The 26,637-nt window shown below is 41.4% G+C and carries 24 protein-coding genes and 1 pseudogene; 15 read left to right on the top strand and 10 right to left on the bottom strand.

The features are described from left to right. Nucleotides 1–150: 150 nt before the first annotated feature. From VB836_RS17280 to VB836_RS17270, 3 genes are all read right to left on the bottom strand, one after another. Nucleotides 151–999: a M48 family metallopeptidase gene (locus VB836_RS17280; RefSeq protein ID WP_323221013.1), complete on the bottom strand. Its 849-nt coding sequence runs from the start codon at nucleotides 997–999 to the stop codon at nucleotides 151–153. Between the two features lie 167 nt (nucleotides 1,000–1,166). After that, the gene (locus VB836_RS17275) at nucleotides 1,167–2,000 is read right to left on the bottom strand and encodes an EAL domain-containing protein (RefSeq protein WP_323221012.1); all 834 of its coding nucleotides are present in this window, start codon (nucleotides 1,998–2,000) and stop codon (nucleotides 1,167–1,169) included. 230 nt (nucleotides 2,001–2,230) lie between these two features. Further along, nucleotides 2,231–2,392 (bottom strand): hypothetical protein, encoded by a 162-nt coding sequence (locus VB836_RS17270; protein ID WP_323221010.1) that lies wholly within the window; start codon nucleotides 2,390–2,392, stop codon nucleotides 2,231–2,233. Nucleotides 2,393–2,803: 411 nt separating this feature from the next. Here VB836_RS17270 and VB836_RS17265 point away from each other — a divergent pair, with 411 nt between their 5' ends. The 4 genes from VB836_RS17265 to VB836_RS17250 all read left to right on the top strand — a co-directional run bounded on the left by VB836_RS17265 (nucleotide 2,804) and on the right by VB836_RS17250 (nucleotide 5,259). Further along, the gene (locus VB836_RS17265) at nucleotides 2,804–4,021 is read left to right on the top strand and encodes a Ycf66 family protein (RefSeq protein ID WP_323221008.1); all 1,218 of its coding nucleotides are present in this window, start codon (nucleotides 2,804–2,806) and stop codon (nucleotides 4,019–4,021) included. Between the two features lie 34 nt (nucleotides 4,022–4,055). Next, a complete protein-coding gene (locus tag VB836_RS17260; RefSeq protein ID WP_323221006.1) occupies nucleotides 4,056–4,433 on the top strand; it encodes a YkgJ family cysteine cluster protein in 378 nt (125 codons plus the stop codon). A gap of 84 nt (nucleotides 4,434–4,517) precedes the next feature. Continuing rightward, a complete protein-coding gene (locus tag VB836_RS17255) occupies nucleotides 4,518–4,952 on the top strand; it encodes a TMEM165/GDT1 family protein (protein ID WP_323221004.1) in 435 nt (144 codons plus the stop codon). A 19-nt stretch (nucleotides 4,953–4,971) separates the two neighbouring features. Next, on the top strand, nucleotides 4,972–5,259 hold the full coding sequence (locus tag VB836_RS17250) for a TMEM165/GDT1 family protein (protein ID WP_323221002.1): 288 nt from the start codon (nucleotides 4,972–4,974) through the stop codon (nucleotides 5,257–5,259). Nucleotides 5,260–5,439: 180 nt separating this feature from the next. Here the strand turns inward: VB836_RS17250 and VB836_RS17245 are convergent, their stop codons facing one another. Then, complete coding sequence (locus VB836_RS17245) at nucleotides 5,440–5,961, bottom strand: DUF4149 domain-containing protein (protein ID WP_323221000.1); 522 nt, start codon at nucleotides 5,959–5,961, stop codon at nucleotides 5,440–5,442. 206 nt (nucleotides 5,962–6,167) lie between these two features. Between VB836_RS17245 and queC the strand changes: the two genes are divergently transcribed. From queC to VB836_RS17195, 10 genes are all read left to right on the top strand, one after another. Next, nucleotides 6,168–6,857, top strand: coding sequence for a 7-cyano-7-deazaguanine synthase QueC (gene queC, locus VB836_RS17240; RefSeq protein WP_323220999.1), 690 nt, complete (start codon nucleotides 6,168–6,170; stop codon nucleotides 6,855–6,857). Nucleotides 6,858–7,317: 460 nt separating this feature from the next. Next, nucleotides 7,318–8,580 carry a Card1-like endonuclease domain-containing protein gene (locus VB836_RS17235; protein ID WP_323220997.1) on the top strand — a complete coding sequence of 421 codons (1,263 nt, stop codon included), beginning with the start codon at nucleotides 7,318–7,320 and terminating at the stop codon, nucleotides 8,578–8,580. Continuing rightward, on the top strand, nucleotides 8,577–10,259 hold the full coding sequence (locus VB836_RS17230) for a Cas10/Cmr2 second palm domain-containing protein (RefSeq protein WP_323220995.1): 1,683 nt from the start codon (nucleotides 8,577–8,579) through the stop codon (nucleotides 10,257–10,259). The genes VB836_RS17235 and VB836_RS17230 overlap by 4 nt, the downstream gene beginning before the upstream one ends. Then, nucleotides 10,222–10,890 (top strand): RAMP superfamily CRISPR-associated protein, encoded by a 669-nt coding sequence (locus VB836_RS17225; protein WP_323220993.1) that lies wholly within the window; start codon nucleotides 10,222–10,224, stop codon nucleotides 10,888–10,890. The genes VB836_RS17230 and VB836_RS17225 overlap by 38 nt, the downstream gene beginning before the upstream one ends. After that, the gene (locus tag VB836_RS17220) at nucleotides 10,887–12,452 is read left to right on the top strand and encodes an RAMP superfamily CRISPR-associated protein (RefSeq protein ID WP_323220991.1); all 1,566 of its coding nucleotides are present in this window, start codon (nucleotides 10,887–10,889) and stop codon (nucleotides 12,450–12,452) included. Before VB836_RS17225 ends, VB836_RS17220 begins: the two co-directional genes overlap by 4 nt. Next, nucleotides 12,452–13,972, top strand: coding sequence for an RAMP superfamily CRISPR-associated protein (locus tag VB836_RS17215; RefSeq protein ID WP_323220989.1), 1,521 nt, complete (start codon nucleotides 12,452–12,454; stop codon nucleotides 13,970–13,972). The genes VB836_RS17220 and VB836_RS17215 overlap by 1 nt, the downstream gene beginning before the upstream one ends. Continuing rightward, a complete protein-coding gene (gene csx19 / locus VB836_RS17210) occupies nucleotides 13,959–14,588 on the top strand; it encodes a type III-D CRISPR-associated protein Csx19 (protein WP_323220988.1) in 630 nt (209 codons plus the stop codon). Before VB836_RS17215 ends, csx19 begins: the two co-directional genes overlap by 14 nt. Next, a complete protein-coding gene (locus tag VB836_RS17205) occupies nucleotides 14,585–15,160 on the top strand; it encodes a Uma2 family endonuclease (RefSeq protein ID WP_323220986.1) in 576 nt (191 codons plus the stop codon). Before csx19 ends, VB836_RS17205 begins: the two co-directional genes overlap by 4 nt. Nucleotides 15,161–15,211: 51 nt before the next feature. Beyond that, nucleotides 15,212–17,536, top strand: a complete 2,325-nt coding sequence (locus VB836_RS17200; RefSeq protein ID WP_323220984.1) for a TIGR03986 family type III CRISPR-associated RAMP protein — start codon at nucleotides 15,212–15,214, stop codon at nucleotides 17,534–17,536. A 38-nt stretch (nucleotides 17,537–17,574) separates the two neighbouring features. Next, the gene (locus VB836_RS17195; RefSeq protein ID WP_323220982.1) at nucleotides 17,575–18,183 is read left to right on the top strand and encodes a Uma2 family endonuclease; all 609 of its coding nucleotides are present in this window, start codon (nucleotides 17,575–17,577) and stop codon (nucleotides 18,181–18,183) included. Between the two features lie 21 nt (nucleotides 18,184–18,204). Here VB836_RS17195 and VB836_RS17190 read toward each other — a convergent pair whose 3' ends face one another. The 6 genes and pseudogenes from VB836_RS17190 to VB836_RS17165 form a co-directional block, all read right to left on the bottom strand. Continuing rightward, nucleotides 18,205–19,773, bottom strand: coding sequence for a phytoene desaturase family protein (locus VB836_RS17190; RefSeq protein ID WP_323220980.1), 1,569 nt, complete (start codon nucleotides 19,771–19,773; stop codon nucleotides 18,205–18,207). A 69-nt stretch (nucleotides 19,774–19,842) separates the two neighbouring features. Continuing rightward, nucleotides 19,843–20,589 (bottom strand): annotated as a pseudogene (locus tag VB836_RS17185) (CHAT domain-containing protein); the annotation flags it as partial. Nucleotides 20,590–20,782: 193 nt separating this feature from the next. Continuing rightward, nucleotides 20,783–23,833 carry a tetratricopeptide repeat protein gene (locus VB836_RS17180; protein WP_323220976.1) on the bottom strand — a complete coding sequence of 1,017 codons (3,051 nt, stop codon included), beginning with the start codon at nucleotides 23,831–23,833 and terminating at the stop codon, nucleotides 20,783–20,785. A 389-nt stretch (nucleotides 23,834–24,222) separates the two neighbouring features. Next, nucleotides 24,223–25,203 (bottom strand): adenylate/guanylate cyclase domain-containing protein, encoded by a 981-nt coding sequence (locus VB836_RS17175; protein WP_323220974.1) that lies wholly within the window; start codon nucleotides 25,201–25,203, stop codon nucleotides 24,223–24,225. Nucleotides 25,204–25,272: 69 nt separating this feature from the next. Beyond that, entirely contained in the window at nucleotides 25,273–25,443 is a 171-nt protein-coding gene (locus tag VB836_RS17170; protein ID WP_323220972.1) for a hypothetical protein, read from the bottom strand. Nucleotides 25,444–25,451: 8 nt separating this feature from the next. Further along, on the bottom strand, nucleotides 25,452–26,150 hold the full coding sequence (locus VB836_RS17165) for a DUF3120 domain-containing protein (RefSeq protein ID WP_323220970.1): 699 nt from the start codon (nucleotides 26,148–26,150) through the stop codon (nucleotides 25,452–25,454). A gap of 265 nt (nucleotides 26,151–26,415) precedes the next feature. Here VB836_RS17165 and VB836_RS17160 point away from each other — a divergent pair. Beyond that, on the top strand, nucleotides 26,416–26,637 hold a 222-nt coding region (locus tag VB836_RS17160), incomplete at its 3' end, for a MerR family DNA-binding transcriptional regulator (protein WP_323220968.1).

Genomic DNA, 26,637 nt, shown 5'->3' with positions numbered 1-26,637 from the left:
ATCATCTGATATTCAGGTTAGACTCAAAACACCTCTATTTTTTTGCCAAGAGTTGTTGATGAATCTAACCTATTGTAACGGACAGAATACCACTTTTGATCATTTTTCTATGTTAAGAAGTTTTTCAGATGATCTTTACTATTTTAGGGATTACATCAGACGTCGGACAACCTCCTGATAAGCACTACTATTCATCCCAACTCCCCTTTCAGCTAGACTCGGATCGATATATTGTTGTAGCGTCTTAATTCGATCTGAAGTCGCCGGATGAGTGCTTAAAATCGTTGGGGGAGAACCACTTCCGAGCAATTTTTCCATAAAATCTACAGCAGCTTGTTGAACATATCCAGCCCGCCCTAAAGCGATAATTCCTAAGCGATCTGCTTCATACTCAGCCTCTCGACTATTCGGGCGTCTTAATGCCAATTCTACCCCAATTTGCACCGCTAAATTATTATCTAATCCTGCCGCAGAAGCTAATCCTTGAGCAATGGCAATTTGACGCATTTGTTTAAGAGAATGCTGCCCAACAATATGAGAAATTTCGTGAGAAATCACACTAGCTAATTCCGCTTCATTGTCTGCGGCTAAAATCAACCCTTTATGAACATAAACAAAACCGCCCATCGTTGCAAAAGCATTAACGCCATCATTATCAACGACTTGAAAAGTATAAGGAATATCAGGACGTTCACTCACTTTTACTAACCGTTGACCAATCAAATCTACATATTGCGTTAAAGCCGGACTACGATAGAGTTTAAATTCTCGCCCCACCATGCTATCATTAATCTGTTTTCCGAGGGCAATTTCTTGACGCTCAGAAATCGTGGAAAGCTGAAGAATTCTCACGCCATGAAAAATCAATTTTTCAATCGGAATTGCTTGTACAGCCGGAAGTGAACTGAGCCAAAATGTTAATGCTGTGCAAATAGAGAGCAGAGGATAAAACCAACGGTGATGAAACAATCTAGGCTTGACTAAAAATAGTTTAGACATGATGAAACCTGTGATAAGATTAAGCTTTAATAAGAGTAAAATAAAAGCAGAAAAATTTTCTTTTACGAGAGTTGAACGAGACGGACAAAGGTCACGACTCGCTCAGGTTTTGAGTAGAATTTGAGGATCATCTAGAGTTAGCATTTAAGTTTTCAAGCTGCTAAGATCTAGACTAAACGATTGAGGTTCATCGGCTGAGGTTGAGAAAGATAGTAACCTTGGGCATAGTCCAAGTCTAATGCTTTCACCTCATTAAAGATTTCCTGATTTTCTACCCCTTTAGCAATCACTTGTAAACCCATGCTTTGACCGATATAATTAATCAATTCAACAATGGCTTTATCTGTGATATCTTGATTCATATTTTTGACAAATCTTTCAGAAATCTTTAAGTAATCTACGGGCAGATACTGGAGATAGGTGAAAGAGGACATATTGCTGCCACAATTATCCAAAGCACAACAATAACCCTGAGTTTGCAAATCAGTAATTAAATCAGAAGCAAGTCTTAAATTCGCCAAAGCAACACGCTCAGAAATTTCAAAGCAGATCATGTCCGGTGACAGTTCAAATTCGCTTACTTGAGCGTAAATAGATTCAAAAAAGCGATAATCTTTTAAGTTAGCAGCAGATACATTCAGAGCAAAGCGATAGTTTTCTCTAATTTTATCAGGAGCTTGTACCAACTGTTCAAATAGGTTTTTAATAACCCACTGATCAATTTTATGGCTCAAGTTATAACGTTCTGCTAGGGGAAGAAAAAGAGCGGGATAAATCAATTGATTTTTTTCAGTTTTTAAACGAAGTGAAACTTCACAATATCGGCGATAATCTAATGTAGTTAGAGGCGTCAGTTCTTGTAGGTACAAGCAGAAGCGATCTTCGACTAAGCCAAGCTTTAGTTGTTTAACCCACTGCCAATCACTTAAAAAATGAACAACATTCTGATCCTTTTGAGTTTTAGCCGGAGTCCGAGTTATTTTCCGAGTCATAGAAACCATTATTTTTGCAACTCCTGTGAATTGGAATAATTTTTGATTTAATCTACTTCCCAGACTAACTAAAGACCCTAAGTTACCAATGAAGCTTAGATGAGACTTTTCTTAAGAAGGCAGAGCCAGGGGAGGATGGCTCTATACAAATACTAGAAAATCATGCAGATGTAAGCCGATCTGCATTTGATCACCTATCTAAATCGTTTCCCTAGTAAAAACACGCAAGTCACAACCGCTTACTGAACATTGAAATTTTGAAACATCAGTATTTTCAACAGTTGAGCTTGAGGGGCTTGTACTTGCAATTGTAAAGGATTCATCGGACGCGACCACTCAATCTTAGAATTAAAGTAAAGACTGAAAGTGATGATTGCCGCTAGCAATAGTTTCTCAAACATAATCAACTCCTCCCCAAACACTTTTCTACGGCACTTAACTTAGATGTACCCTTAAATCATAGAAAATTACTTCAAAATTTTAAATGACTTAATTAACGCCTCACTTGTGATATAAGTCACCGCCCCGATTTTCAGCAGATTTCTCAAAGGGCCAAAAATAGCCATCAAAAATAAGTTGGGATTTTTCGGGAAAGGAATTGTAACCGTAACTACCAAACTCTAAGCGAATTTGTCTAATTATTGGCGATCAGCAATTAATTCTTAAGTAATCCTTAAAATTTTTGCTCCAAACGAGAAAAAATCAGATCAACCTACCCGTTTCCGCTAATTCCCTCACCCAAAAGCTGACGCGAACGACCACAGCCCTGTAAAATGATTCAGTAGAGATTTGTCGATAGGCTGGAGGGTTCAATGCTGGCAGATATCCTGGCGATCGCTGTAGGTTTGGGGAGCTTCGCCGTTTACATGGCCGCCTTCTTTTTTCCAGAAGTTCATCGCAAAAACGACTTCTTCTGGAGTGGCGTTGGTTTCTTTTACGCCCTGATTTTGTGGCTCTGTGCTGGACGCATCACAGGAGCGGTTCTGCTGGGCCAAATTGCCAGTGTCGCCTTACTAATTTGGTTTGGTGGGCAAACCCTGTATTTGCGTCGCGCCGTTACTCCCGCATCCCAACAAACCCCTGTTCCCCCAAAACTGCAAGAAAAAGTCAGCAGTTTATTTGTAGTTGCCAACGATCAACCCGTGACATCAGCCCCCATGATGCCAACATTAGATCAGTCTCCTGTTGCGCTTCAAACCCCGCCTGAACCCGTTGAGACTGAACCCGAAAAAGCCCCTGTTCCCCCAGAACCCCCGGTAGTTTTAGAAGAAGTTCTGCCTTCAGTCTCACCCGAGAAAATAGAAGTAGAAACTACACCGATCTCGGAAACGAAAATTGAAGAAGAAAAACCCGCAACAGAAGAACCAGAACCCGCACCCCTTTCTGTTTCAGAAATCGAATTTGAAGACGAAATCATAGAGGAGAAAATAGAAACAACTCCTCAACCTCAAACCCCCTCTCAAACTCCTCCTAAACCCCAACGGTTATCCCGAGTTTTTCGCGCTATTACAGGCTTATTTAATCGCAGTAAAAACCCACCTTCTCCAGCCGTTTCTCCGGTCAAAACCTCAGAAGAAAATAAACCCCAACCGCTCTCGGAAACTCAAACCGAAGAACCCACAGTTGAACCAGAAATCAGAGAAACCGTTTTCGTTCAAGAAAATGTAACTTCAGAACCCAAAGAAACCCCAGCAGCAGAAACCGAAGTCTTTGAAGTAACAGAAACCGACATCGATCCTGACTCAGTAATAGAAACAGCATTCGCAGTCGAAGTGCAGGAAATTACGATTACCGTTGAACCCGAAACCTCCCAAACCAGTCCCTTTGAGACGATGAAATCGGCTTCTGAAACCCCATCAATTTATGATGAACCGCAAACCCTTCAACCGGATGATTCTTCAGAAGAAATCCTTTCAGAACCCTCTTTAGTAGTTGATGAAAATCCCACGCTGAAACGTCCAAATCCTCCAGATCCCGAGTTAAAAGAAGCGGCTCAAAAACCCGATCAAAAAACAGATTCCGACAATTAAACCTGAAAAATATCCTGAATTGTTTTCAATCCTTATGGCAACTTGGCAATGTGTTAAAAACTGTGGGGCTTGCTGCTATCTTGAACCCTCAGAACGTCCAGAATTAGATGAATATCTTGATCCCCAACAGATAGAACTTTATCTGAGTTTAGTCGGCGAAGATGGATGGTGTATTCACTACAACCAGGAAACCCGAGAATGTAGAATCTACCCCAACCGCCCTCGTTTTTGTCGGGTTCAATCGGATATATTTGAGGAGATGTTCGGCATAGAACCCGAGGAGTTGAACGATTTTGCGATTGATTGTTGTCAGCAGCAAATCGAAGGCGTTTATGGGGCTGACTCCCCCGAAATGACGCAGTTTAATCACGAAGTTGACTTTTGTGAGGAACCGGAGGATGTCAACCCTTGAACCCATAAACTTGCAGATCTTCGGTAAATATGAAAAGATTATGATTAAATGAGTCAGACTCACTATTTTTTTGATAAATTCACTGTGACACCATCTTCTGAGTTACTCCAATCCTCTAACCAACCCTCAGACTTTCCCAACGAGAGTTCTAGCGAACGTTCAGCCAACGAAACAACAGAAGCGACACCGCCAACCCTCAAGTCTCAGGGTTCAAAACCGATGCAACCCCGCCAACCTAAAAATGCTTGGGCGATTTTTGCGTCTACCTTTGTGACAATTTTTTTAGCAGAAATTGGCGACAAAACCCAATTGACAACCCTATTAATGACAGCAGAATCTCATAAACCTTGGGTTGTGTTTGCAGGTGCAGGAAGCGCCCTGGTTCTCACCAGTTTACTCGGGGTTTTAGTCGGGCGATGGTTAGCCAGTCGTATTCAACCCAAAACCCTCGAACGTGCCGCCGGAATTAGTTTGTTAGTGATTTCAGGTTTACTTTTTTGGGAAGTTTTCAGTCATTAATAGTGAGAAAATATTCAAGATGGATTTACAACTGTTGGGATTGAGTTTTATCGCGGTCTTTCTCTCCGAGTTAGGAGATAAAAGTCAAGTCGCCGCCATTGCTTTGAGTGGTACCAGTAAGTCACCTCGGGCTATTTTTTTTGGGACCGCGTTAGCTTTGGTATTAGCGAGTTTAATTGGAGTCTTAATCGGACAAGGTGTAGCAGAAGTATTACCGACTCGCTGGATTAAAATTTCTGCGGCTTTAGGATTTGCTATTATGGGTGTGCGGTTATTATGGCCGAATTCTGAAGAAAATGAAGAATGAGAAAAACCACGCGAGACACACAAGACACAAAGATAGCATCTTCGTGACTTTGTATCTTGGTGGTGAATTGACTCTTAATCATCCGTAAAAAAAGGGGAAGACTTTTTCATCTTTCCCCCTCTTTTATAGAAAATATTTGAAATGAGTTAACATGATTATTGGTAAAAACCGAAAACTCAATTAAGAATTTACAGCTTCGCTACGAGTTGCACGAATACACCAGCCTAAAACTAGACCAACAACCGTTAGTTTAATGAGTTCTAAACCAAAATAACTGAAGTGAAGTTGATTCATTCCGGTGGGAACTTCGACAATCGGATTAAACAGATTTAGATTCAGTCCTAACGCAGTCATTTGAGGCGTTAAACCGTAGGTATAAGTTAGAGCGATCGCCAATAAAGCAACAGTTAAAAGACTCAGCGTGCGAATACGATTACTAAAACCTTCCGGTAACGTAATTCCCAACGCCATCAAGCCCGTTAATCCCACTGCGGCACAAACGACTTCCACTCGATTAAAAGTAGAAAAAATCATTGAACCCGCAGATACAAACTCAGATTGATTCATCATACCCGTCATATACATACTGGGCATAATGACAAAATCCAAAACCAAGCTACCGCCCAGCCACAGAGCCAGTGTCACCAAAATAACCGTTAACCAACGAGAAGGATTGTAATCGACTTTAGAAAATGTTGTCATGAGATAATACCTCAACACTGCTTTTGTGTCTTACTTAGTATTTTAACGAACATTTCCACCAAAAAACATGAAGTAATCTTTCGATTTGTACCGCAACCTGTAAAGAAGATTCGTTAAAATTTAATAGCCTCATTTTCCGTCAATTAGATTAATTTTTGTTAAAATCACGGGCAGAAAAGTGACAATAGCAGTAAAAACCCAAAACCGTGAAAGCCGTTATATTACTATCGGGTGGATTAGATTCCTCAACCGTTCTCTATCAAGCCAAAGCCGATGGCTATGAATGTTACGCCATTTCCTTCGATTATCAACAACGCCATCAACGCGAACTCACCTCCGCTCAACAAATCGCAGAAAGTGCAGGCATCGTCGAACATCAAGTTGTAAAATTTGACTTGACTTTATGGGGCGGATCAGCATTAACCGATCGCAAAATCGATTTACCTCGCGATCGCTCCCTCGATCAAATGAGTGAAACCATCCCCATCACCTACGTTCCCGCCCGAAATACCATCTTTTTAAGCTTTGCATTAGGTTACGCCGAAACCGTTAACGCCAGTCGGGTATATATCGGCGTGAATGCCTTAGATTATTCCGGTTATCCAGATTGTCGTCCCGACTACATCGACGCCATGCAAGATGTGTTTCGCCTGGGAACTAAACAAGGCAGAGAAGGAAACCCGATTCTGATATATTCTCCTCTCATTCACCTCAAAAAAACAGAAATTATTCAACTGGGAAATCAATTAGGAGTTCCTTGGGAAAAAACATGGTCATGCTACGCCGGAGAAGAAAAAGCCTGTGGTGTTTGTGACTCCTGTAAACTGCGATTAGCTGCGTTTCAAGAACTGGGATTAACTGATCCGATTCCCTATGTAGAAGGCATTGTAAATTAAACACAATTTCAACCCTTTACTGTTGTGCTAGCGACTGACATTAAGTTAGTTTTTAGCACAATTTTTTGGTTATTATTCAACTTTATCTCCATCTTAAATCATCCTGGAAATACCCTCTTTCACAGCATGATAAAATCAAAATACAGACAAAACTCAAACCCCCAGATCGTTATCAAACCCTTGATATATCAGGGGTATATGCTGCTATTCAGCAGATGAAGTTCATTCAAAGAGGAGTTGATAACATCTGTAAATAAGATTAAGAAAAATTCAAGAAAAATTGTTTTATTCAAGCCATTTTATAGAGTAAAATTTTGTGAACTAAGCTCGTTAAAATCAGCTTGTCTGCAATAAGATTACTAGAGTTAGGCTTTTAATAAGTTCAGACTGTAGGGAAAAACCTTGGATTTGAGCCAGTCTGAATTGTATTAACCTGTTAACCAAAAATTTGGAGTCATCTATGACCAGTGACAATTCTAAGAAATGGGAAGATTATCAAGTTGATCACCTGTTTTTGTTGATTGGTGAAAATCCATTGCCGAATTATGTAGCAGCAAAACTGATGTTGAAACAGGGAGGTACTCCTTACCTAGTGCATACCACTGATACAGAGAAGGAAGCCAAGCGCTTAGAAACAATATTGAGTGATGAAGGAATAAAAACAACTCAACTTGTGTCACTGAATGATTATGAATCTGATGCTTACCACATTAGAGAAAGAATTCGCCCCAAATTAGAAGCTATCAAGGATGGAAAAATTGGGTTAAATTATACGGGTGGTACAAAGGCGATGGCTGTACACGCTTACAGAACAGTTTTTAGTAAACAGCATCCCGAAACTGTTTTTAGCTATCTCGATCCCCGCAAGTTAGAAATTTGTATAGACAGGGAAGATGGCGCTCGCATCCGGCTCAAAGTTAAACCAGAGTTACTGGAAGTAAAACTGGAAACGCTTTTTCAAATTCACGGCTTAGAGTTGAAAGGAAATCCGACACAAGAAGCGCAACTACCCGAATTGGCAGCAGCACTCGCTGAAGTATTTAAAGATAAAAATAAAGCCAAACAGTGGTTGGATTGGTACAGTATTGTCCGTGAAGAGACTCGTAAAAAGAAACAAAATGGGGATTGGGGTGATTGGAAAAGTCAAACATTTTTGATAGATGTATCAATATCTCTGGAAAACTTACCCAAAGAAATCTTGACGGTATTGGTTCAAGAAAATTTTGTTATATCTGATAATAAGCTTTCGTTGAAACAAGTACAAAACAAAAACATTTTCACCAAATTAGAACATTTTTGTAAATACCTTGACGGCTTGTGGTTAGAGCATCATGTTTTGCAACAAGTCAAAAATATTGCCGATCAAAACTCTATCAAGGACTATAGACTTAATTTTGAAGTGCCTCTCCCAAGAACTAAGGAATTTCAATTTGATGTGGCATTTACACGAGGCTATCAACTTTTTGCCATTTCCTGTACAACAGACTCGACTAAAGACCTGTGTAAATTGAAACTCTTTGAAGCTTATATACGAGCGCGGCAAATGGGGGGCGATGAAGCGAGAGTGGCTTTAATTTGTTGTACTAACGAACCAGATACACTCAAAGCTGAGATGGCATTAATAGGCGACAAAAAAATTGCTGTTTTTGGACGGGATGACTTAATGGATTTACCAAAAAAGATTGCAGAATGGATTAAACAAGCTGATAAGGATGCAAGATGAAAAATTTTACTGTAACGGTATTGGATACAACAGGAATTCAGTCCTACATTTTTGGCAGTAACCGCCTGCGCGAAAATATTGGGGCATCTTATCTAGTATCTCAAGCAACGGATAACTGGGCAAGAGATGCTTTAAATAAGCTGAAAACAGATATTCAGCAGGAAGTTTATGCTTTTGATCCTGACCAACATCAACCTGAAGCAAAACCACACATTAAAGATGGTGGATTAGCGGCTGAATTAATTTATGCAGGAGGAGGTAATACAGTCTTGCTGTTTTCAGATCAGAAATATGCTGTGAAATTTACTCAAATTTTGAGTAAGCGAATCTTAGAAGAAGCACCTGGCATCAATCTTGTAGCAGTTCATAGAGAGTTTGATTGGGATAGTCAATCTCTGTATGAGGAGATTCAGGATGTAATGAAAAATGACTTAGATATTAAAAAGCGAAGCAGGATACCTTCTGCACCATTATTGGGTTTGGGAGTGACAGCAACTTGTCGTTCAACTCAGTTAGTGGCTGTAGGAATGAGCGAGAAATTTGAGGATGACGAACCCTATCTTATTTCGAGAGAAATTAAAGCAAAACTCAAAGTTGTTCCTAAAGCTAACGATAAGCTACAAGAAATGTTTACCACTTCTTTAGGTTCTTATGAATTTCCCTTAAGAACAGACAAAATGGGTCGTTCAGAAGGAGATTCTAGCTATGTTGCTGTAGTTCATGCTGATGGTAATGGCATGGGTAAACGATTTCAAGAGTTTGGCAAGGATAAATCCAATCCAGACTACATTATTGCTATGCGTGAACTGTCCCATAGCGTTAATCAGGCTGGTATTAATGCGCTAAAAACGGTAATAGAGATACTGGTTCAATCGATTCAAACAGATGAAAACGGAAAGAAAAAAGTCAAGGGTTATTTTGAGATAAAAGATAATTATTTACCCTTTCGTCCTTTAGTTTATGGCGGTGATGATGTCGCATTTGTTTGTGATGGAAGATTGGGATTAGAGCTTGCGGCTATTTTCTTGCAAGAATTTGAAAAACAGCCAGTTGTAGGGAATGAAGATGGTAAAAATCCTCTCACAGCCTGTGCAGGAATTTGTGTAGTCAAGACTCACTATCCCTTTGCAAGGGCTTATCAAATGAGCGAAGATTTGTGTCGAAAATCTAAAAAGTTTGTTAAAGATAAAGAAGGAGATTTCTCCGCTTTAGATTGGCATTTAGCAGCTAGTGGCTTAAGTGGTTCAATTTCAGAAATTCGTGATCGTGAGTATCGCTTAAAAATTCCTGATTTCAAGGAAGTTGCTTCATTAGAAATGCGACCTGTTAGTTTGAGAAAACAACAAAATAGTGACTGGCGTACTTGGGAAGGTTTTACAAAAGTAGTTAAGCACTTTAATGAAGATGAGGACTGGAAAGGTCGCAGAAATAAAGTCATTGCGTTACGGGAGGTGCTGCGTGAAGGAATGGATGCAACTGAGAAGTTTATCAAAAACTACCGAATCAAAGATGAACAGCTACCACTTTTCCCAGAATTTAGCGATCAAAGTTTAGCTAAAAAAGGATGGCTAAATGGAATTTGTGGTTACTTTGATGCTATTGAAGCAATGGAATTTTATATCTCTTTAAAGGAAGAATCAGATGCTAATTTACCAAGTGAAAATAAAACTGCTCAGTGATACCACCTTTGGACGTGGGGATGGTGTAGCAGGTCTAGTTGACCAAGAAGTAGAGCATGACCCTTATGGTTTTCCCTACTTGCGGGGACGCACTTTGAAGGGATTGCTGAGTGAAGAATGCGATAATTTAATTGCAATTTTGACTAATTATCGTTCATCTTGGCAAACAGTTGCTTGTGATTTATTCGGTACGTTGGGGAGTACCATTGGCACAATTGCGAGTGTTCATGTCGGTGATGCTTGTTTGCCAGAAGATTTACGTCAAGCTGTTGCTTTCCAGATTGAGGATGACATTTTAACAAAAACTGAGGTGCTGGATTCCCTGACAACGATTCGTCGTCAGACTGCAATAGATACACAATCTGGTACATCTGATCAAGGTAGTTTGCGCTCATTTCGTGTTGTTTTACGCGATCTTTGTTTCACGGCCGACTTAATTTTTGAAACCACGCCAAGTGATGAAATGCTGTCACTTTTAGCCGTTGGTGCTATGGCACTTCGGCGCTTAGGGAGTGGGAGAAATCGCGGTCGCGGTCACGTTCAATGTACGCTACACGATTCTGAAGGAAATGACATTACCCATGAATATGCGAAACTTTTTGGAACTGAAATTAAGGAGAAAGCTGCGTGAAAGCAATTACTTTAACATTAAAAACTGAGCAACCCATTCTTGCTACCTCATTTCAAGGCGATCCTAATAGTGATGTCTCCTACTCTTACATTCCTGGGAGCATGATTCGCGGTGCAATTATTGGGTGCTATATGAGGCAGCATCGATTATCAGAACTTGACTTAACTAATAATGAAGTGAAGCGATTATTCTTCAATGCAAACAGTACGCGGTACTTAAATGCTTATCTTTTGAGTCAGGAAAAAAAACGCACTCTGCCTGTACCTTTATCTTGGTTCAAGGATAAGGATGCAGAATTTACTCATAACTCACCCAAAACAGTCTATGATTTTAGTATTAAGAAAGGAGACGATCCAGAAAATCCGAAGTCTTTTTGTGAATACTTCTGGACAGAAAAAGGAGGAATGATCTATTTATATAAAGAAAAGCGACGAATTAATATTCATAATTTTCGCGATCGCAAAAAAGGACGTTCTACAGATAACCAAGGTGAAATATTCCGTTACGATGCTTTAGATGCAGGGCAAATTTTTCAATCAATTATCCTTTGTGAAGATAAAGATGATGTAGAAACTATTCAGAACTTATTAGAGGAAACGAACCTCTGGTTAGGAGGTTCTCAAAGTGCTGGATACGGACAAACAAAGATTGTTGATAGAAAACCACCTATCGACAACTGGAATGAAATAGGAGTTGCAGCAGAAGATAGAGAAAATGATGAGATTTTAAGCATTACTCTCCTCAGCGACACGCTTTTAAGGAACGAACATGGGCAACCTGTAGCCGATCCTAATTTAATTAAACAAGCAGTTGAGGAAGTATTAAATATAACGTTACAGCCGAAAACAGGAGGTATTTTTGCTAGTAGTACCTTGATTGGTGGTTTTAACCGTAAATGGGGATTGCCTTTACCACAAGTACCAGGATTAACCGCAGGCAGTGTTGTTATCTTTGAAGATGTTGAGGTTACTTCAGAACAAATTAATCTACTTGAATCTCAAGGAATTGGAGACAGAAGAGAAGATGGTTTTGGACGGGTAGCAGTAAATTCGTTGAGAGAGGATAGTTTTAGTGTCAAATTGCCTAAACCCCAAAGCCAATCAAGCCAATCTTCATTAACAGATCGAGCCTCAAATCTGTTAGCTGAACAGATGGCACAAAGGTTATTAGATCAAAAATTTGAACAGGAGCTTCAGAAAAAAGTAGCATATTTAAGTTTGCAAGAAGGTATTAGTAACAGTCAACTGTCACGATTACAATCTGTGGCGCGACAAGCACTTATAAATGGAGATTGTAATTTAGTTCTATCACTACTAAATGATTTACCATCAAATGCTAGAAATCAGTTTGAACGTACAAAGATTGGCAATAAATCTTTCAAAGATCAGCTTGAGGAGTGGTTGCGTAACCCGACGGCTTGGATTAGAGGAATAGAAGTTAAGATTGCTGATGTAGAGCGTAAGTTTGATGATACTCGCGCTAAAGAAGATAAGCTGGCTGAAAAGTACACGCTACGGCTAATTATGGCGGTGGCTAAGAAAGCAACTAAGGAGAAAAAATAATGACTCAAGAACGCCTAAATCGCCATCAGCGTCCTATTGTTAAACGTATTATTGTACGAGGTACTTTAATATTAGATACACCTACTTGTTTGGGAAGTGGTGATACAGATAGTCCTACTGATTTACCATTACTCAGGGATAGTATTAGCGATCGCGCTTTATTAACAGGTTCTTCTATTGCAGGATCTTTGCGGAACTATTTACATGAATACGAACAAGGTTATGGGAAAAGTGAAATTCGCCAAGGTTTAGCGACTAAACTTTTTGGTCATCTGTTTCGTTACGAAGGTGACGATCCAAAGGAAGAAGAAAATCAAAGTCCTCTAATTATTGATGATGCAATTAGTAGTACCATTCCATCAATTGAATTGCGGGATGGAGTCAAGATCGACGGTGCAACAGGTACAGCAGAAGATGGTGCTAAGTATGATTTAGAATTGCTGGAAGCCGGAACAGAATTTTTCCTCAATTTTGAGTTACTCATTGAAAAAGATGAAGCTGACTTAAAAAAAGCACTCGCTCTTGCTTTAAAGGGATTAGAGAAAGGTGAAATTTGCCTGGGCTTGAAAAAACGTCGAGGTTTTGGTCGTTGTCATGTAGAAAAGTGGCAAGTTTGGGAATTTGATTTACAAAAGCATAAAGACCGAATCGAGTGGTTAAAGTTTGACCACTGGACTAGGGAATTATCCAATAAAAGGAAGTCATTTGAATCAATTGTAGTCGCACTTGGAGGAGTATCACTGAAACAACAGATTGATCAGCGCGATCGCTTCACCATCCATGCTACCTTCAAACTGGTTGGTTCTCTGCTCATCCGTTCCGGTCAAGCTGCAACCGGACGCGCTCCAGATGTGGTGCATCTTAAATCTCATCGACCGCAACATAGTAATCAAGAAATTGAAGATTCATCCGAGAAAAATAAGCACAAATTAGTTCATGTTTTATCCGGTACGAGTTTAGCAGGAGTATTACGACATCGCGCTGAAAGAATTGTTAAAACATTGGGTAGTTGTTCGCCTATAGTCGAGCATTTATTTGGTTTTGTTAACGGTAAGCAATCCCAAGCGAGCCGTTTAGTTGTTCACGAGAAAGTTATTAAAAACACTGCCGAATTAGTACAAACTCGGATTGCGATTGATCGCTTTACAGGGGGTGCTTATCACGGAGCATTATTTGATGAACAACCTATTTTTGGAAGTAATGAAACAATAGTCACGATTGAACTTGAATTACGAAACCCTGAACAACAGGAAATAGGCTTACTGTTACTACTACTTAAAGATCTCTGGACAGAAGATTTACCTGTAGGCGGTGGGAGTAGTGTTGGGAGAGGAAGGTTACAAGGAATTAAAGCAGACTTAATTTGGACAAAAGAGCAAAAGTCATGGAAAATTGCTCAACCTGACTTAAGTAAAAACTCTTTAGAAATTACAGGTAGCGATCGCCAAGACTTAGAAAATTATGTTAACCGATTAGTCGAATATGCTCAACAGGAGACTACCAAAAATGATCAAGCCTGATTGCCAATTGCTTAAAGATACTGAAATAATTGTAGATACTCAAACTTTATACTCTTGGCTGCAAGATAAAGCCAAAGAGCAAGAGTTGAAATATTTATTAGCTCATGCCGATGATGGTGTAATTTGGGGCAAGTTTGACCAAGATGGGAATTTAATCACAGCGAATCCGTCTAAAGAGTTATTTCCTAATTCAGAAGAGTTGTTTCCTAAACATAACTTGCCTGTTTTGCGATCGCAAACTCTCCAACAATGTCGCGCCTTTGGTGAAAATGCTGAAGTGATGCTTTGGAAAGTCGGTGATCACTTCAAAGCACGACTAATAAAAGATGATAATAACCCCGAACATCTTCCTGATGAAAATCAAATTCTCTGGGGAACTCAACCAGAAGGAGAAAAAAATGGTTTTACTTTAGTTTCAGATGGTTCTCAAGGACTAAAACACGCTGTTCCTTTAACGGATATTACTTTTCAAGGTAAAGATTATCGTCCTTTACGATTAAAAGTTCGTCATTATATTGATGATGATCAGAGTGGTGTGGCTATAATTTATTTAAGTCGGTTGGTACATTTAGAATCTGTTAAAATAGAAAGTAACAAAATTGAGGAAAAGTTATGATTGCTGAACCCCAATATCCTCAAAAAATGACCCCTGAAGAATACCTAGAATGGGAAGCCAAGCAGGAACTTCGCCATGAATACATTGACGGCGAAATTTTGGCGATGACAGGGGGGAGTATTCCTCATAACGATATTGCCCTTAATTTCTATACAGCGCTAAGACCTCATTTGCGTCAGAGGGGTTGTCGAGTCAATGTGTCGGATGTGAAAGTTCAGGCTAGTGAAAAAAGTCGTTATTTTTATCCTGATTTAGTGGTTACTTGTCATCCTGATGATTTAAAATCTCGTAATTTTATTCAACATCCTAAAGTGATTATTGAAGTGCTTTCTCCAAGTACAGCTAATTATGATCGGACGAAAAAACTAAAATATTATCGTCAGATTCCCAGTGTGCAAGAATATGTATTAGTTGACTCAGAAGAAATCTCCGTTGAGGTCTATCATCGAGGAGATGGGAAAATGTGGCTTTATTATGCTTATACGAATGGAGAGGCGATCGCGTTAGAAAGCATTGAGTTTGAGTGTGCGCTCGAACTTTTATATGAAGGGGTTAGTTTTGAGAAAGAGTGAGAGGGAAAATAAGTATTAAGTAAATTTATTTAAGGAAAAGGAGATTAAACCATGAATCGTAGACATATTGAAAATATTACCGATCCAAAACGTAGAGCGATCGCACCTTACAATTTTGTCGAACTTCCCGAACAAGTTGTTACAGTCGATCCTGATTCTTTACCAAGTGGCGATCGCTATCATCTAAATCGACATACCGGAAGAATTGAATGTATTTTAACCACAGAATCTCCTCTGTATACTCGTTGTGGTTGGAGTCCAGAAGATTTTGCCGAATACGGAGAAACTCCATTTAAAGATTTGTCTGATGAGATTCAAAAACTGAGAGCAAATTTTTTTATTAATCCTGCAACTAATCAACCAGTCATTCCTGGTAGTAGTATCAGAGGTATGTTGAGAACTTTAGTTGAAATTGTTAGTTTTAGTAAGATTGATAGAGTTTCTGGACATCAACGGTTATTTTTTCGGGCGGTGGGTTCAAATTCTAACAAGGAATCTTGGGGTCAAAAGTATAAACAATATGTTAAACCTGAAATTGTTAAAGCTGGTTATCTAATAAAAAATGGTGAAACATGGCTAATTCAACCTGCTGTTGAAGATAAGGGTGTAACTTTTGCTTGGGTTGAAGAAAGTGATATTACTAATTTCCCCGATTTTAAATACTTAAATGATCGTGACTATAAACCTCAGTATTTTAATGCTAATTATGATTCCCAGTTTTTGGCTCAAAGGCAAATTAAAAGAAAGGGTAAAATTGTTGCTGAACCTTGGTTTGCATCAAATATCGAGTTCACAGATAGTGATTCAAGTAGTAAACTTGTTACCAGTGGAAATATGAAACAGACAGATGATGGCAATTCACCTCGCTGTAATCACTGCATAGTTTTTCCTCAAGATCACAAAGCCACTCCATTACCCATAGATGATACAGCGATTGAACATTACCGTAATGCTTTGACTGAGTTTCAGAAAGCATTACCGTTTGATAAAGACTGGGGAGTATTAAAAGAAGGTCATCCAGTGTTTTACTATCACGATGGTCATAGCAAAACAGTTGGGTTTTTTGGTCAAAGTCCTAATTTTCGTATACCGTATTCTCCAGAAGGTAATGGTCACGCCACAACTGTATTAGATTTTATTCCTGAAAATTTGAGAAAGCTGGCATCAATTGATTTAGCTGATGCAATTTTCGGTTGGGTTAAGCAAGAATCTGAATCGGAAAAACTACCTCAAGATTTTATTAAACAAAGAGCAGGTAGGGTTTGTGTTACAGATGGTTTATATGAAAGTAATCAAAATGGTATATGGTATAGTGAAACTCCTGTAACTCCTCAGATATTATCTGAACCAAAACCAAGCTACTTTCCACACTATCTAGTTCAACCAAAAGCAGATAAATCAGAGCTTAAACACTATGCTAGTAAACCTCTTGAAGAAACTGTAATTCGCGGTCATAAGCTGTATTGGCATAAGGGAAGCAATCCCAGTTTTAAACATCCTACTCCTGATGATCCAAAAATACAATCTCAAATCACGAAAATAACACCAATTAATAAAGGAGTGACTTTCAAATTTGAAATTAATTTTGAAAATTTGAGTGATGTTGAACTGGGTGCATTGTTGTGGATATTAAGTCTCAGCAGCAATAAGTCAGAACCAGTCGAAACTGGTAAAGCAGGCAAAAAATACTGCTTTTCCCTTGGAATGGGTAAACCATTGGGAATGGGTGCAGTGAAGATTGATTATGAATTGCATCTGAGCGATCGCAGCTCTCGTTATAGCAATCTATTCGATGGCAATCAATGGAAAACTGGAGAAGAAAACCAAGCGGAGACTGCTAAACACGAGAAAGAGTGTGTAAAAGCGTTTGAAGTTTTTATGTTCGATCCAGAAAAGGGAATTACTAACAAAGATCGGGAACGTCCAGATAAAACGAAAGCAACCAGCCTCAAGGAAACACGACGAATTGAAATGTTATTAGCAATGTTGCGGTGTGATAAAACTCCAAGTGTAGATCAAACACGGTACATGGAGATTGAATGCAATCCAAGTCATAAAAAATGTATAAGTAAACCCAAAAAAGATGGGAAAGTAAATGAGTATGCAGACCGTCCAGTTCTCCCCAATCCATTATATATAATAGGTTTACCTGATAATCGTAGGCTTAATAACTCTCCTTCATCGCCGTCAAAATCAGCCGGGTCTGGAGGTGCTTCTGGTAGTTCGGGTAGCACTTCTAAACCTATACTTAAAGGTCAAAATAAAGGTAAGCCAATCAAGAAAAGTCAGCAACCTCAAAAACAGACAAAACCAAAGGATAACTCTGGAGGTAGTAATTCTGATGTTTTAGCTAGACCACCAAAACCAAAATCTTGAAACGCGATCGCACTTAAACCTATTCCCCTATTTTAACCATGATCACAACACCTAGTACCTCTCAACTCACATTCGAGAAATTTCTCAGCCAACTTCCAGATGAAGAAGGATACTACGAACTTGTTAACGGTGAAATAATGAGGAAACTTCCTACTCGACGCCATGAAACCATTGCTGAGTATATTACAGATCTACTGAAAGATGAAGTAAAACGGCTGAAACTAAACTATCGAGTTTCGGGTAGAATTGTGATTAAAACTCAAACCGCACAAGGACAAGAACAAGGACGCCATCCTGATATTACTGTTGTTGATAAAACCCTTTGGGAAGCTCAACCAACAGCCTATTCGGCACTCCTTGAACCCCCACAATTAGTTGTAGAAATTGTCTCAACAAATTGGGAAGATGACTATGTAGATAAACTGGAAGAGTATCAACGTTTGGGTATACCTGAATATTGGATAGTCGATTATTTAGCCGTTGCCAGTCGCAGTTATTTAGGAAACCCGAAACTCCCCACAGTTTTTGTCTGTGTACTCGATGAGAATAAAACCTATCAAATGAATCGCTATCAAGGAAGCGAACGCATTATTTCGCCAACGTTTCCAGAATTTTCTCTCACTGTTGAAGAACTGCTCACCCATTAGATTTTAGAACGCGATTTTCCCTCAAACTTTATAACCAATTTCATCCAACATTTCCCAGTGTTTTTGAACCGACGTCAACGTATTTGCCGCAATCATCCCACTGGCCGCCACCGCAGGTAAACCAATCCCTGGAAACGTTGAATCTCCGCAGCATAACAGCCCCGCTAAGGGCGTTTGAGAGCCGGGAAACGTCCCCTGTCCTGCTGGAATTGCAGGGCCGTAGGAGCCTCTGTAACGGCGTAAAAAGCGTTCATGGGTAAGCGGTGTCCCCACCAACGTTACCTCACAGCGCGATCGCACATCAGGAATAACCCGTTCTAAGGCTTGCCACATCGGTTCCGCCCGTTCAGCTTTCAGTTGGGCATATTCCCGACTACGACGATCTAAACCCTCCCACAGATCATAAGGTTCATTCCCCGGCGTGTAAACATGAATAACGTGTTTTCCGGGCGGTGCGAGAGACGGATCTAAAACCGTTGGAATAGACATGACAATCAAATTCAGAGGCGAAGTAATGCCTTTTTCCCAGTCATTGACTGTAATATAATGACAAGCGAGATCTTCCGGTAAACCCGTTGCGTCAATACCGAGATGCAGGTGCATAAAACTCTCACAGTCAGGAGTTTGCGATCGCGCTTTCACAAACTCTTGCGGTAACGCCCCCAAGGGAATTAACTTCAGCGTATCCCAAACCGAAGCCGCAGAAACCACCGCTTTAGAAGCCCGAATTTCTTCACCGCCCCGCAAACGCACGCCCACCGCTCGATTATTTTCGACTAAAACCTGTTCCACATGAGCGCCCAGTTTGAGATCACCCCCATACTTTTTCAGTCCGCGTACCATCGCCTCAACCAATGCCGCACTGCCACCTACGGGATAATCTAACACCACTTCGGGTCTGTACCACTCCGCAAACATAAACGCCACTTCCGCCGCACTGGTGCCACTCGCAGGCAGTCCAGATAACAGAAAACACAACATATCCAACCAATTGCGGATAAAGGGATCTTTAATTACCTCATCCATAATAGGGCCGAATGCTCCCGTTAGTTTAGAAGCGTAGGGAAGACTTTGTAACAGAGGAAGGGCGAAGCGACCTAACGTCAACACTGCACCCAAATCATAGCGCATCGCCGCCATCGGTAAAGCGATCGCCGCATCTTTAAGCGGAGCCATCACCCGTTGAAGTTCACGCCATTCTCTGACTGCTTCTGGCCCTCGTAACCGCATCAACACGTCACAAAATTGATCCGCCCCCACAGAGGTATCAAAATCACCTTCCGGTAAACGACAGCCCCAGACATCATAGGTTTTCCAAGAAATATCCTCGCCTATCGCATCGAGAACTTGTTTTAACGGGTTCGTAGAGGGACTGGAGGACATCCCCGAATACAGCGATGGCCCAGAGTCGAAGATGTAGCCATTGCGTTCAAAGCCATGCGCCGCCCCACCGGGAATAGTATGACTTTCACAAACCGTCACCGCGAAGCCATAGCGGGCAAGTATTGCTGCACAACTTAAACCGCCTATACCACTGCCGATAACGACGACTTCTGTTGCTTGAGTTGTAGGAGATGTTTGATCCGTCACGTTTCAAAAACAATTTTATATCAATTATTGATCATAAACATACATTGTGGAAGAACCCCCCCTACACAATTAACGTTCCATCGGCGTCCAATCTCCAATGGGAACAAACGCCGCCCAAAAATAGGGGTGCTGATACTGTTGAGAATTTAACATTTCCAACTGGGTTTGACGCCACGCATCCGAACGCCCTTGATTTTGCAACAACCGTTGATAATATTTAATCATTAATTCCTTCGTTCCTTCATCATTTACTTTCCATAAACTCATTAATTGACTTTCCGAACCCGCCAACGTAAACGCCCGACGTAAACCATAAACCCCTTCACCATTTTCAATCTCTCCTAACCCCGTTTCACAAGCCGATAACACCACCAATTTAGTCCCTCTTAGCTTTAAATTTGCCACTTCCAACGCAGTTAACACCCCATCATCCGAACCGCTTTCACGGGGATTAAAACCCGCCAACGCCAAGCCGGAACGAATTAACGGATTTTCTTGAATAGGGGTATTTTGTTGAGTGTTTTCTGAGATAAACCCCAAAGTATTATCCGGTTCAACTCTAGGAAGATTGGGGAGAAAAAAACCATGAGTTGCAATATGTATAATTTTCGGTGCGTCTAACTGTTTAACTGCATTTTCAGTTGCTTGAGATTGAGTCAATAATAAAACATCAGACAATAAAGGTGCAATCACTTTTGCTTCTTCCGCCGTTCCCGGTAACGCCCCAAAACTCATCTCAACTCCTCTCGAAAGTTGATTCATTCCGCGAGTTTGGGATAGCCCCCCTCTATCCCCCCAAGTTTGGGGGGAAATTTCCAAGTCCCCAGAATTATTCCCATCTTTCAAAGCCCCCAATGTTGGCAGGGCTGTTTCAAAGTCGATAAACATTTGCTTAGAACCTCTCCCCCAACCCCTCTCCTACGAGGAGAGGGGAGTATTTTTTTTTATTATTAAATGTCTAAAACTATTAATTACTCCTCCTTCCCTTGCAGGGAAGGGGGTTGGGGGGTTAGGTCATCAAATTTCTGGTTGAGAATGAAACGGCCCTGCCCAATGTTGGGGGTTTGGGGGCAGGGGAGCTTTCCGAGTTTTTGGAAACTGCAACCGTTATCGGTTCACCCGGTTTATCATAGTCCGGGTTAGCAACAATAACAGGCGCTTGTTTGTGAGAATATTCAAGTTGCAAACGAATTAAATCTCGTCCAGTTGTTAGATAAGTGATTTTATAAGTTTCTATCAAATAGCGATTATTTTCATCAACCAACGCCGCAAACGGAATCAAGTTTAACTGGGCATCCGGTGATACAATAATATGATTAACATTCCCCAACTTTTCCCGAATTGATTGCATTAACCGTTCATCAAGTTTGCGTCCGCTTTGTTTAACCTTATCCGAATTTCCAGTATCTTTTGAATCTTTCAGGTCTAAATTGAAGCGAAAGAAAGCCGCTCTGTGAATGGGTTCAGCTTCTCCCAAATCTACCCATTGCGGTTCACCGGAAGATTTGAGAATATAAGCCGCATAATGAGGTTTTCCATATTTTTTTCCAAAAGTCGCTTTAGCATCATAAGGTTGATATAATACAAATTCAACTAACGCCGCATCTTCGGGAATCAACTGTTGTACTGCTTCAATGGTAACGGGTTCTGAAATGGTTCTAAATTCTGCACTGCGACTAGAAAGTTCGGCTTCGAGTTGTTCTGATTTTTCTCTTAAATTTGCAACCTGTTGACGGTATTGTTCATCGGGGATATTTTCGGGCTTATTATAAATAAAAGTCGCGAGTTGAGTTCTAACTGCGGCTAATTCATCGAGAAATTGTTGATTTTCCGGGGTAATATTTTCTCGCAACAGTTGTAAGTTATCGGTCATCACATCCAAAATCCGACCTTTGCGACGGAGAAGGGTTGTTAACGCTAAACGCGCGGCATCTGAGTTCTTCGGTGCATCTTTGATATGCAGAGAAACAGTAGCATAAGTCGTCCCTAAAACTGTTTTCATTGAGTCTTGTTTCTGACGTTCCGAACCCGTTGCGAGGAGAACATTCAGGTTTTGTTCTTGCACTTCTAGTCCTCGACTCAGAAAGTTAATGGCTTGGGTTGTATCGCCTTGAGACTGGTAGAGTCCTGCCAAGTTGTTGAGGCTGGTGGCGACATGGGGATGGTTTTCTCCCAAGGCTTTCTCCCAGATAGCTAGGGAACGTTGGTAGAGGGGTTCGGCTTCATCGTAGCGTCCTTGGGAGTCATAGAGTAATGCCAAGTTGTTGAGGCTTTGTGCGACATCGGGATGGTTTTCTCCCAAGGCTTTCTCACGAATCGCTAAGGAACGTTGATAGAGGGGTTCGGCTTCATCAAAGCGTCCTTGGTCAAGGTAGAGTCCTGCCAAGTTGTTGAGGCTGAGTGCAACATCGGGATGATTTTCCCCCAAAGTTTTCTCACGAATGTCTAAGGAACGTTTGTAGAGGGGTTCGGCTTCATCAAAGCGTCCTTGGTGACGGTAGAGTCCTGCCAAGTTGTTGAGGCTTGGTGCGACATCGGGATGGTTTTCTCCCAAGGCTTTCTCATAGATAGCTAAGGAACGTTGATAAAGAGGTTCGGCTTCATCGTAGCGTCCTTGGTCACGGTAGAGTCCTGCCAAGTTGTTGAGGCTGAGTGCAACATCGGGATGATTTTCCCCCAAAGTTTTCTCACGAATGTCTAAGGAACGTTGGTAGAGGGGTTCGGCTTCATCGTAGCGTCCTTGGGAGTTGTAGAGTCCTGCCAAGTTGTTGAGGCTGCCTGCAACATGGGGATGGTTTTTTCCCAAGGCTTTCTCAAGAATAGCTAAGGAACGTTGCAAGAGGGGTTCAGCTTCGTTGTAGCGTCCTTGAGACTCGTAGAGGTGTGCCAAGTTATTGAGGCTGGTAGCAACATCGGGATGTTCTGTTCCCAAGGCTTTCTCACGGATAGCTAAAGAACGTTGCAAGAGGGGTTCAGCTTCATTGTAGCGTCCTTGAGACTCGTAGAGGTGTGCCAAGTTATTGAGGCTGGTAGCAACATCGGGATGTTCTGTTCCCAAGGCTTTCTCACGGATAGCTAAAGAACGTTGGAAAAGGGGTTCGGCCTGATTGTAGCGTCCTTGTAAGCGGTAGAGTGATGCCAAACCGTTGAGGCTGGTAGCAACATCGGGATGTTCAGTTCCCAAGACTTTCTCACGGATAGCTAAGGAACGTTGATGGAGGGGTTCAGCATCAGTGTAGCGTCCTTGAGACTCGTAGAGTGATGCCAAGTTGTTGAGGCTGGTAGCGACATGGGGATGTTCTGTTCCCAAGACTTTCTCAAGTATAGCTAAGGAACGTTTGTAAAGAGGTTCGGCTTCAGGATAGCGTCCTTGGGAACGGTAGAGTCCTGCCAAGTTGTTGAGGCTGGTAGCGACATGGGGATGTTCTGTCGATAGCGCTTTCTCCCAGATAGCTAAAGAACGTTGCAAAAGGGGTTCTGCTTGGTTGTAGCGTCCTTGTTTCCAGTAGAGTGATGCCAAACCGTTGAGGCTGGTAGCAACATCGGGATGTTCAGTTCCCAAGACTTTCTCACGGATAGCTAAAGAACGTTGGTAGAGGGGTTCCGCTTGGTTGTAGCGTCCTTGAGACTCGTAGAGTGATGCCAAGTTGTTGAGGCTGGTGGCAACATTGGGATGTTCAGTTCCCAAGGCTTTCTCACGGATAGCTAAGGAACGTTGGTAGAGGGGTTCGGCTATCTGGTAGCGTCCTTGGGAATGGTAGAGTAATGCCAAATTGTTGAGGCTGGTGGCGACATCGGGGTTATTTTCTCCTAAAATTCTCTCTTGTATTTCTAGAACCCTTTCTGCTATGGGTATTGCTTCGTTATATTTGCCTTGTTGATAGAGTTGAATAACCTGTTGTTCGAGTCGTTTTGCTTCTTCGAGTTCATCAGACTGTTGAACCAATAATACAGCAGAATTTGTCTGTCCGATAACAGGTTGAGGCGTTCCCGTTAACAGTCCAGAACATCCAATAACAACAGTTAGCCAAAGAAAGGGGTTGAGGGTAGTTCGCTTCATCGGGTAGATAGTCACGCCAAGTTCATTATCACCTATGTCTGAGGGGTGTTGAGTTATGCAGTTTTGGGTTTGACCTCTCCCCCTAACCCCCTCTCCTAGAAGGCGAGGGGGAATAATTATTCAGGGAAAAACTCACCTCAAAAACACTAAAATTACCTCTTGGTGTCTTTGTGTCTTTGTGGTTTTTATGACTTCAACTCACCTGAAAAAACACTAAAATGACCTCTTTGTGTCTTTGTGCCTTTGTGGTTTTTATGACTTCAACTCACCTCAAAAACACTAAAATGACCTCTTTGTGTCTTTGTGCCTTTGTGGTTTTTATTACTTCAACTCACCTAAAAAAACACTAAAATTACCTCTTTGTGTCTTGGTGTCGAGCGTGGTTTTTATTAAGGTTTTGAACCTCCTACCCTTTCTAAAAAGTCATTTAAACCTGCAAAAGTTGAGGCATAAGTAATCGTGGGAGTATCATAACCCTTGAGATGAACACTATGCTGTTCAAACGTATTCTCTGAATGTAACTGAGACAGATATTTATAAGTAGTTTCGCCCAACGCAATATCCATCCCCAGTTGTTTAGTCGAAGATTCCAGTCGAAACGCCGCGTTAACGGTATCTCCCAACGCAGTATAATCTGAATTACCGCTACCCCCTGTATTTCCCACCATTGCATAGCCCGTATTTAGCCCTGCACCCACTCGCAAGGGGAAGGGGAGGGGATAGGCGTTGCTGATGGCTTCTGTCGTCTCGTGTAACGTTCTCAAGGCATCACAAATCTGTAACATTTCTTGGGAACTAACGCCCTGCGCCCCATGAAACCAAACCACCATAATCGCATCGCCAATATACTTATCAACCCAGGTACCATGTTCGCGGACAATTTCTCCGGCTTCACGGAACCACCGTCCCATGACTTCAGAGAGTAAGCGTTCATCGAGCTGTCGCGTTAACACGGTGAAGTCTCGAATATCAATCACCATAACCGTAATCAAACGGCGCACCGTGAGCGTAGCGGTAAAATCTTCTGACTCCGGTTCAGTGTCATCTGCTTGGGGTCTGATCGATGGACAGTGAAACTCCATCTCCGTTTGGCCAAATATAATCTGATCGCCATCCTCCAACGTGATTGGAATTGTAGCTCGGCGACCATTTACAAAGGAACCATTGCGACTTCCGAGATCAATCAGATAAAAATCTCCGCTTTCCATACGTTGCAAGATCGCATGATTACGGGAAATCCATCGATCGCGGATCACAAAGTTGTTGTCGTCGCTGCGGCCCAATGTCCAATAGTTTTTACCAACAAGTGGCAAATATTTTTTGCCACCGTCACTGAGAATTAATAGGTGAGGGGTGTGTTGCAATTTCACAACAGATTGAGATAGGACACTGGGTTTTTGGAGATTGGGAGCTAGATATTTATCTCGCCCAACAAAAGTTTATAACACCCAACCTGAACTTGGGAGATTATTCAGCGTCGCCCTGATCGATTCTATTTTAGTCTTTAATCTAGAAAGATCTATCTTTTTCTTTCCCTTTTCAGGTTGAAACGGCACTAAGGCTGTTAGTAAAGCCGTTCTCGTGTTAGATGCACCCCAACCTCCACCCATGTCCGTTCTTAGGCGGCACAGGCTGCTATCAAGAACAAGCTATCTACTAAGATTGTACTCAAAACCGCTCCACTAAACACCCATTTATGTAATTGCTTCGATTGTAACGGCAATAAACCTACACCTAACAGCAGCATCACTAAAACAACCGCCCAACTGATCCCCCAAGGGGTAGTAACCCGTTCTAAGGCGTCTTGCAAGATGGAAACGGCGAACGTAGGGTCTACGGTCATCAGTTGTCGCCAGTTGGGAATTAAACCCGTGATGTAAAAATATCCATCTGTAACAGCCGTTCCAAATAATGAACCCAAATAAAACCAATTTCCGACTTTTCCCCATCCCCGATGTAGACACCAGCAAGCAAAAGGAACGCCTAACGCTTCAATGGGAAGATGAAGAAGCGGTTCTCCCCGCAGCCAACCCCAATAGATCGATCCCGTTAACCAACTTAAGGTAAACCCCAGCAATAAGTCTCCCCACACCCAGGTTGAACGCGATCGCATTAACAGTAGACTCGTTGCTAGCCATCCGATAGTCATTAACAGAGTGAACACGGGCCAGCTTCGCACCAGGGGCGCTTGAAAAAACACCGGAACGCACACCAGAAAAATCGCCGCTCCGAACAGCATCCATTTCTGAGAAAGTTGAACTTTTCTTAAGAAAATCTGAAATTTAGCAGGGGGTTGAGCAGGCTGAGTAGTAGTCAAGGTTCGCTCCTATACGACAATCTAACTTTTAAACCGTTTTCTTAAAAATTCGTTACTTAAGTTTATCTTATTTAAGATATGAAGTTAGAGATTCCACAAATATCCCCCTGGGGGGCATTTATATGATAGCACAAAATTCCTATCCCCCTCCAGGGGATAATTCAGGTACAGCTAAAAACCCGGTTTTTTAAGGTTGATCGCAATGCCTCTAATTGTAAATTGACTGGACAATGCTGGACAATGCCATACTCTGCGATAATTAGGTATGGCTAAATTTGTTAAACCCAATGAAGCAGCTAACACTCTGGGAGTTGGCCTCCGAACACTCAGACGATGGGAAGCAGACGGTAAAATCAACAGGATCAAAACGCCGTCAGGACAAAGGCGATACGACATCGAAAAGTTCATCAAAGAGGAATCAGAAAACGGAGGAAGACGCGCCACTGTTATCTATGCTCGCGTCTCTACCCGACCTCAAAAATCCGAC

The organism is Limnoraphis robusta BA-68 BA1 (assembly GCF_034932365.1).
GTDB classification, from domain to species: Bacteria; Cyanobacteriota; Cyanobacteriia; order Cyanobacteriales; family Microcoleaceae; genus Capilliphycus; species Capilliphycus robustus.
The sequence above is the reverse complement of the archived record's forward strand: the minus strand, read 5'-3'. Positions and strand labels throughout refer to the sequence as shown.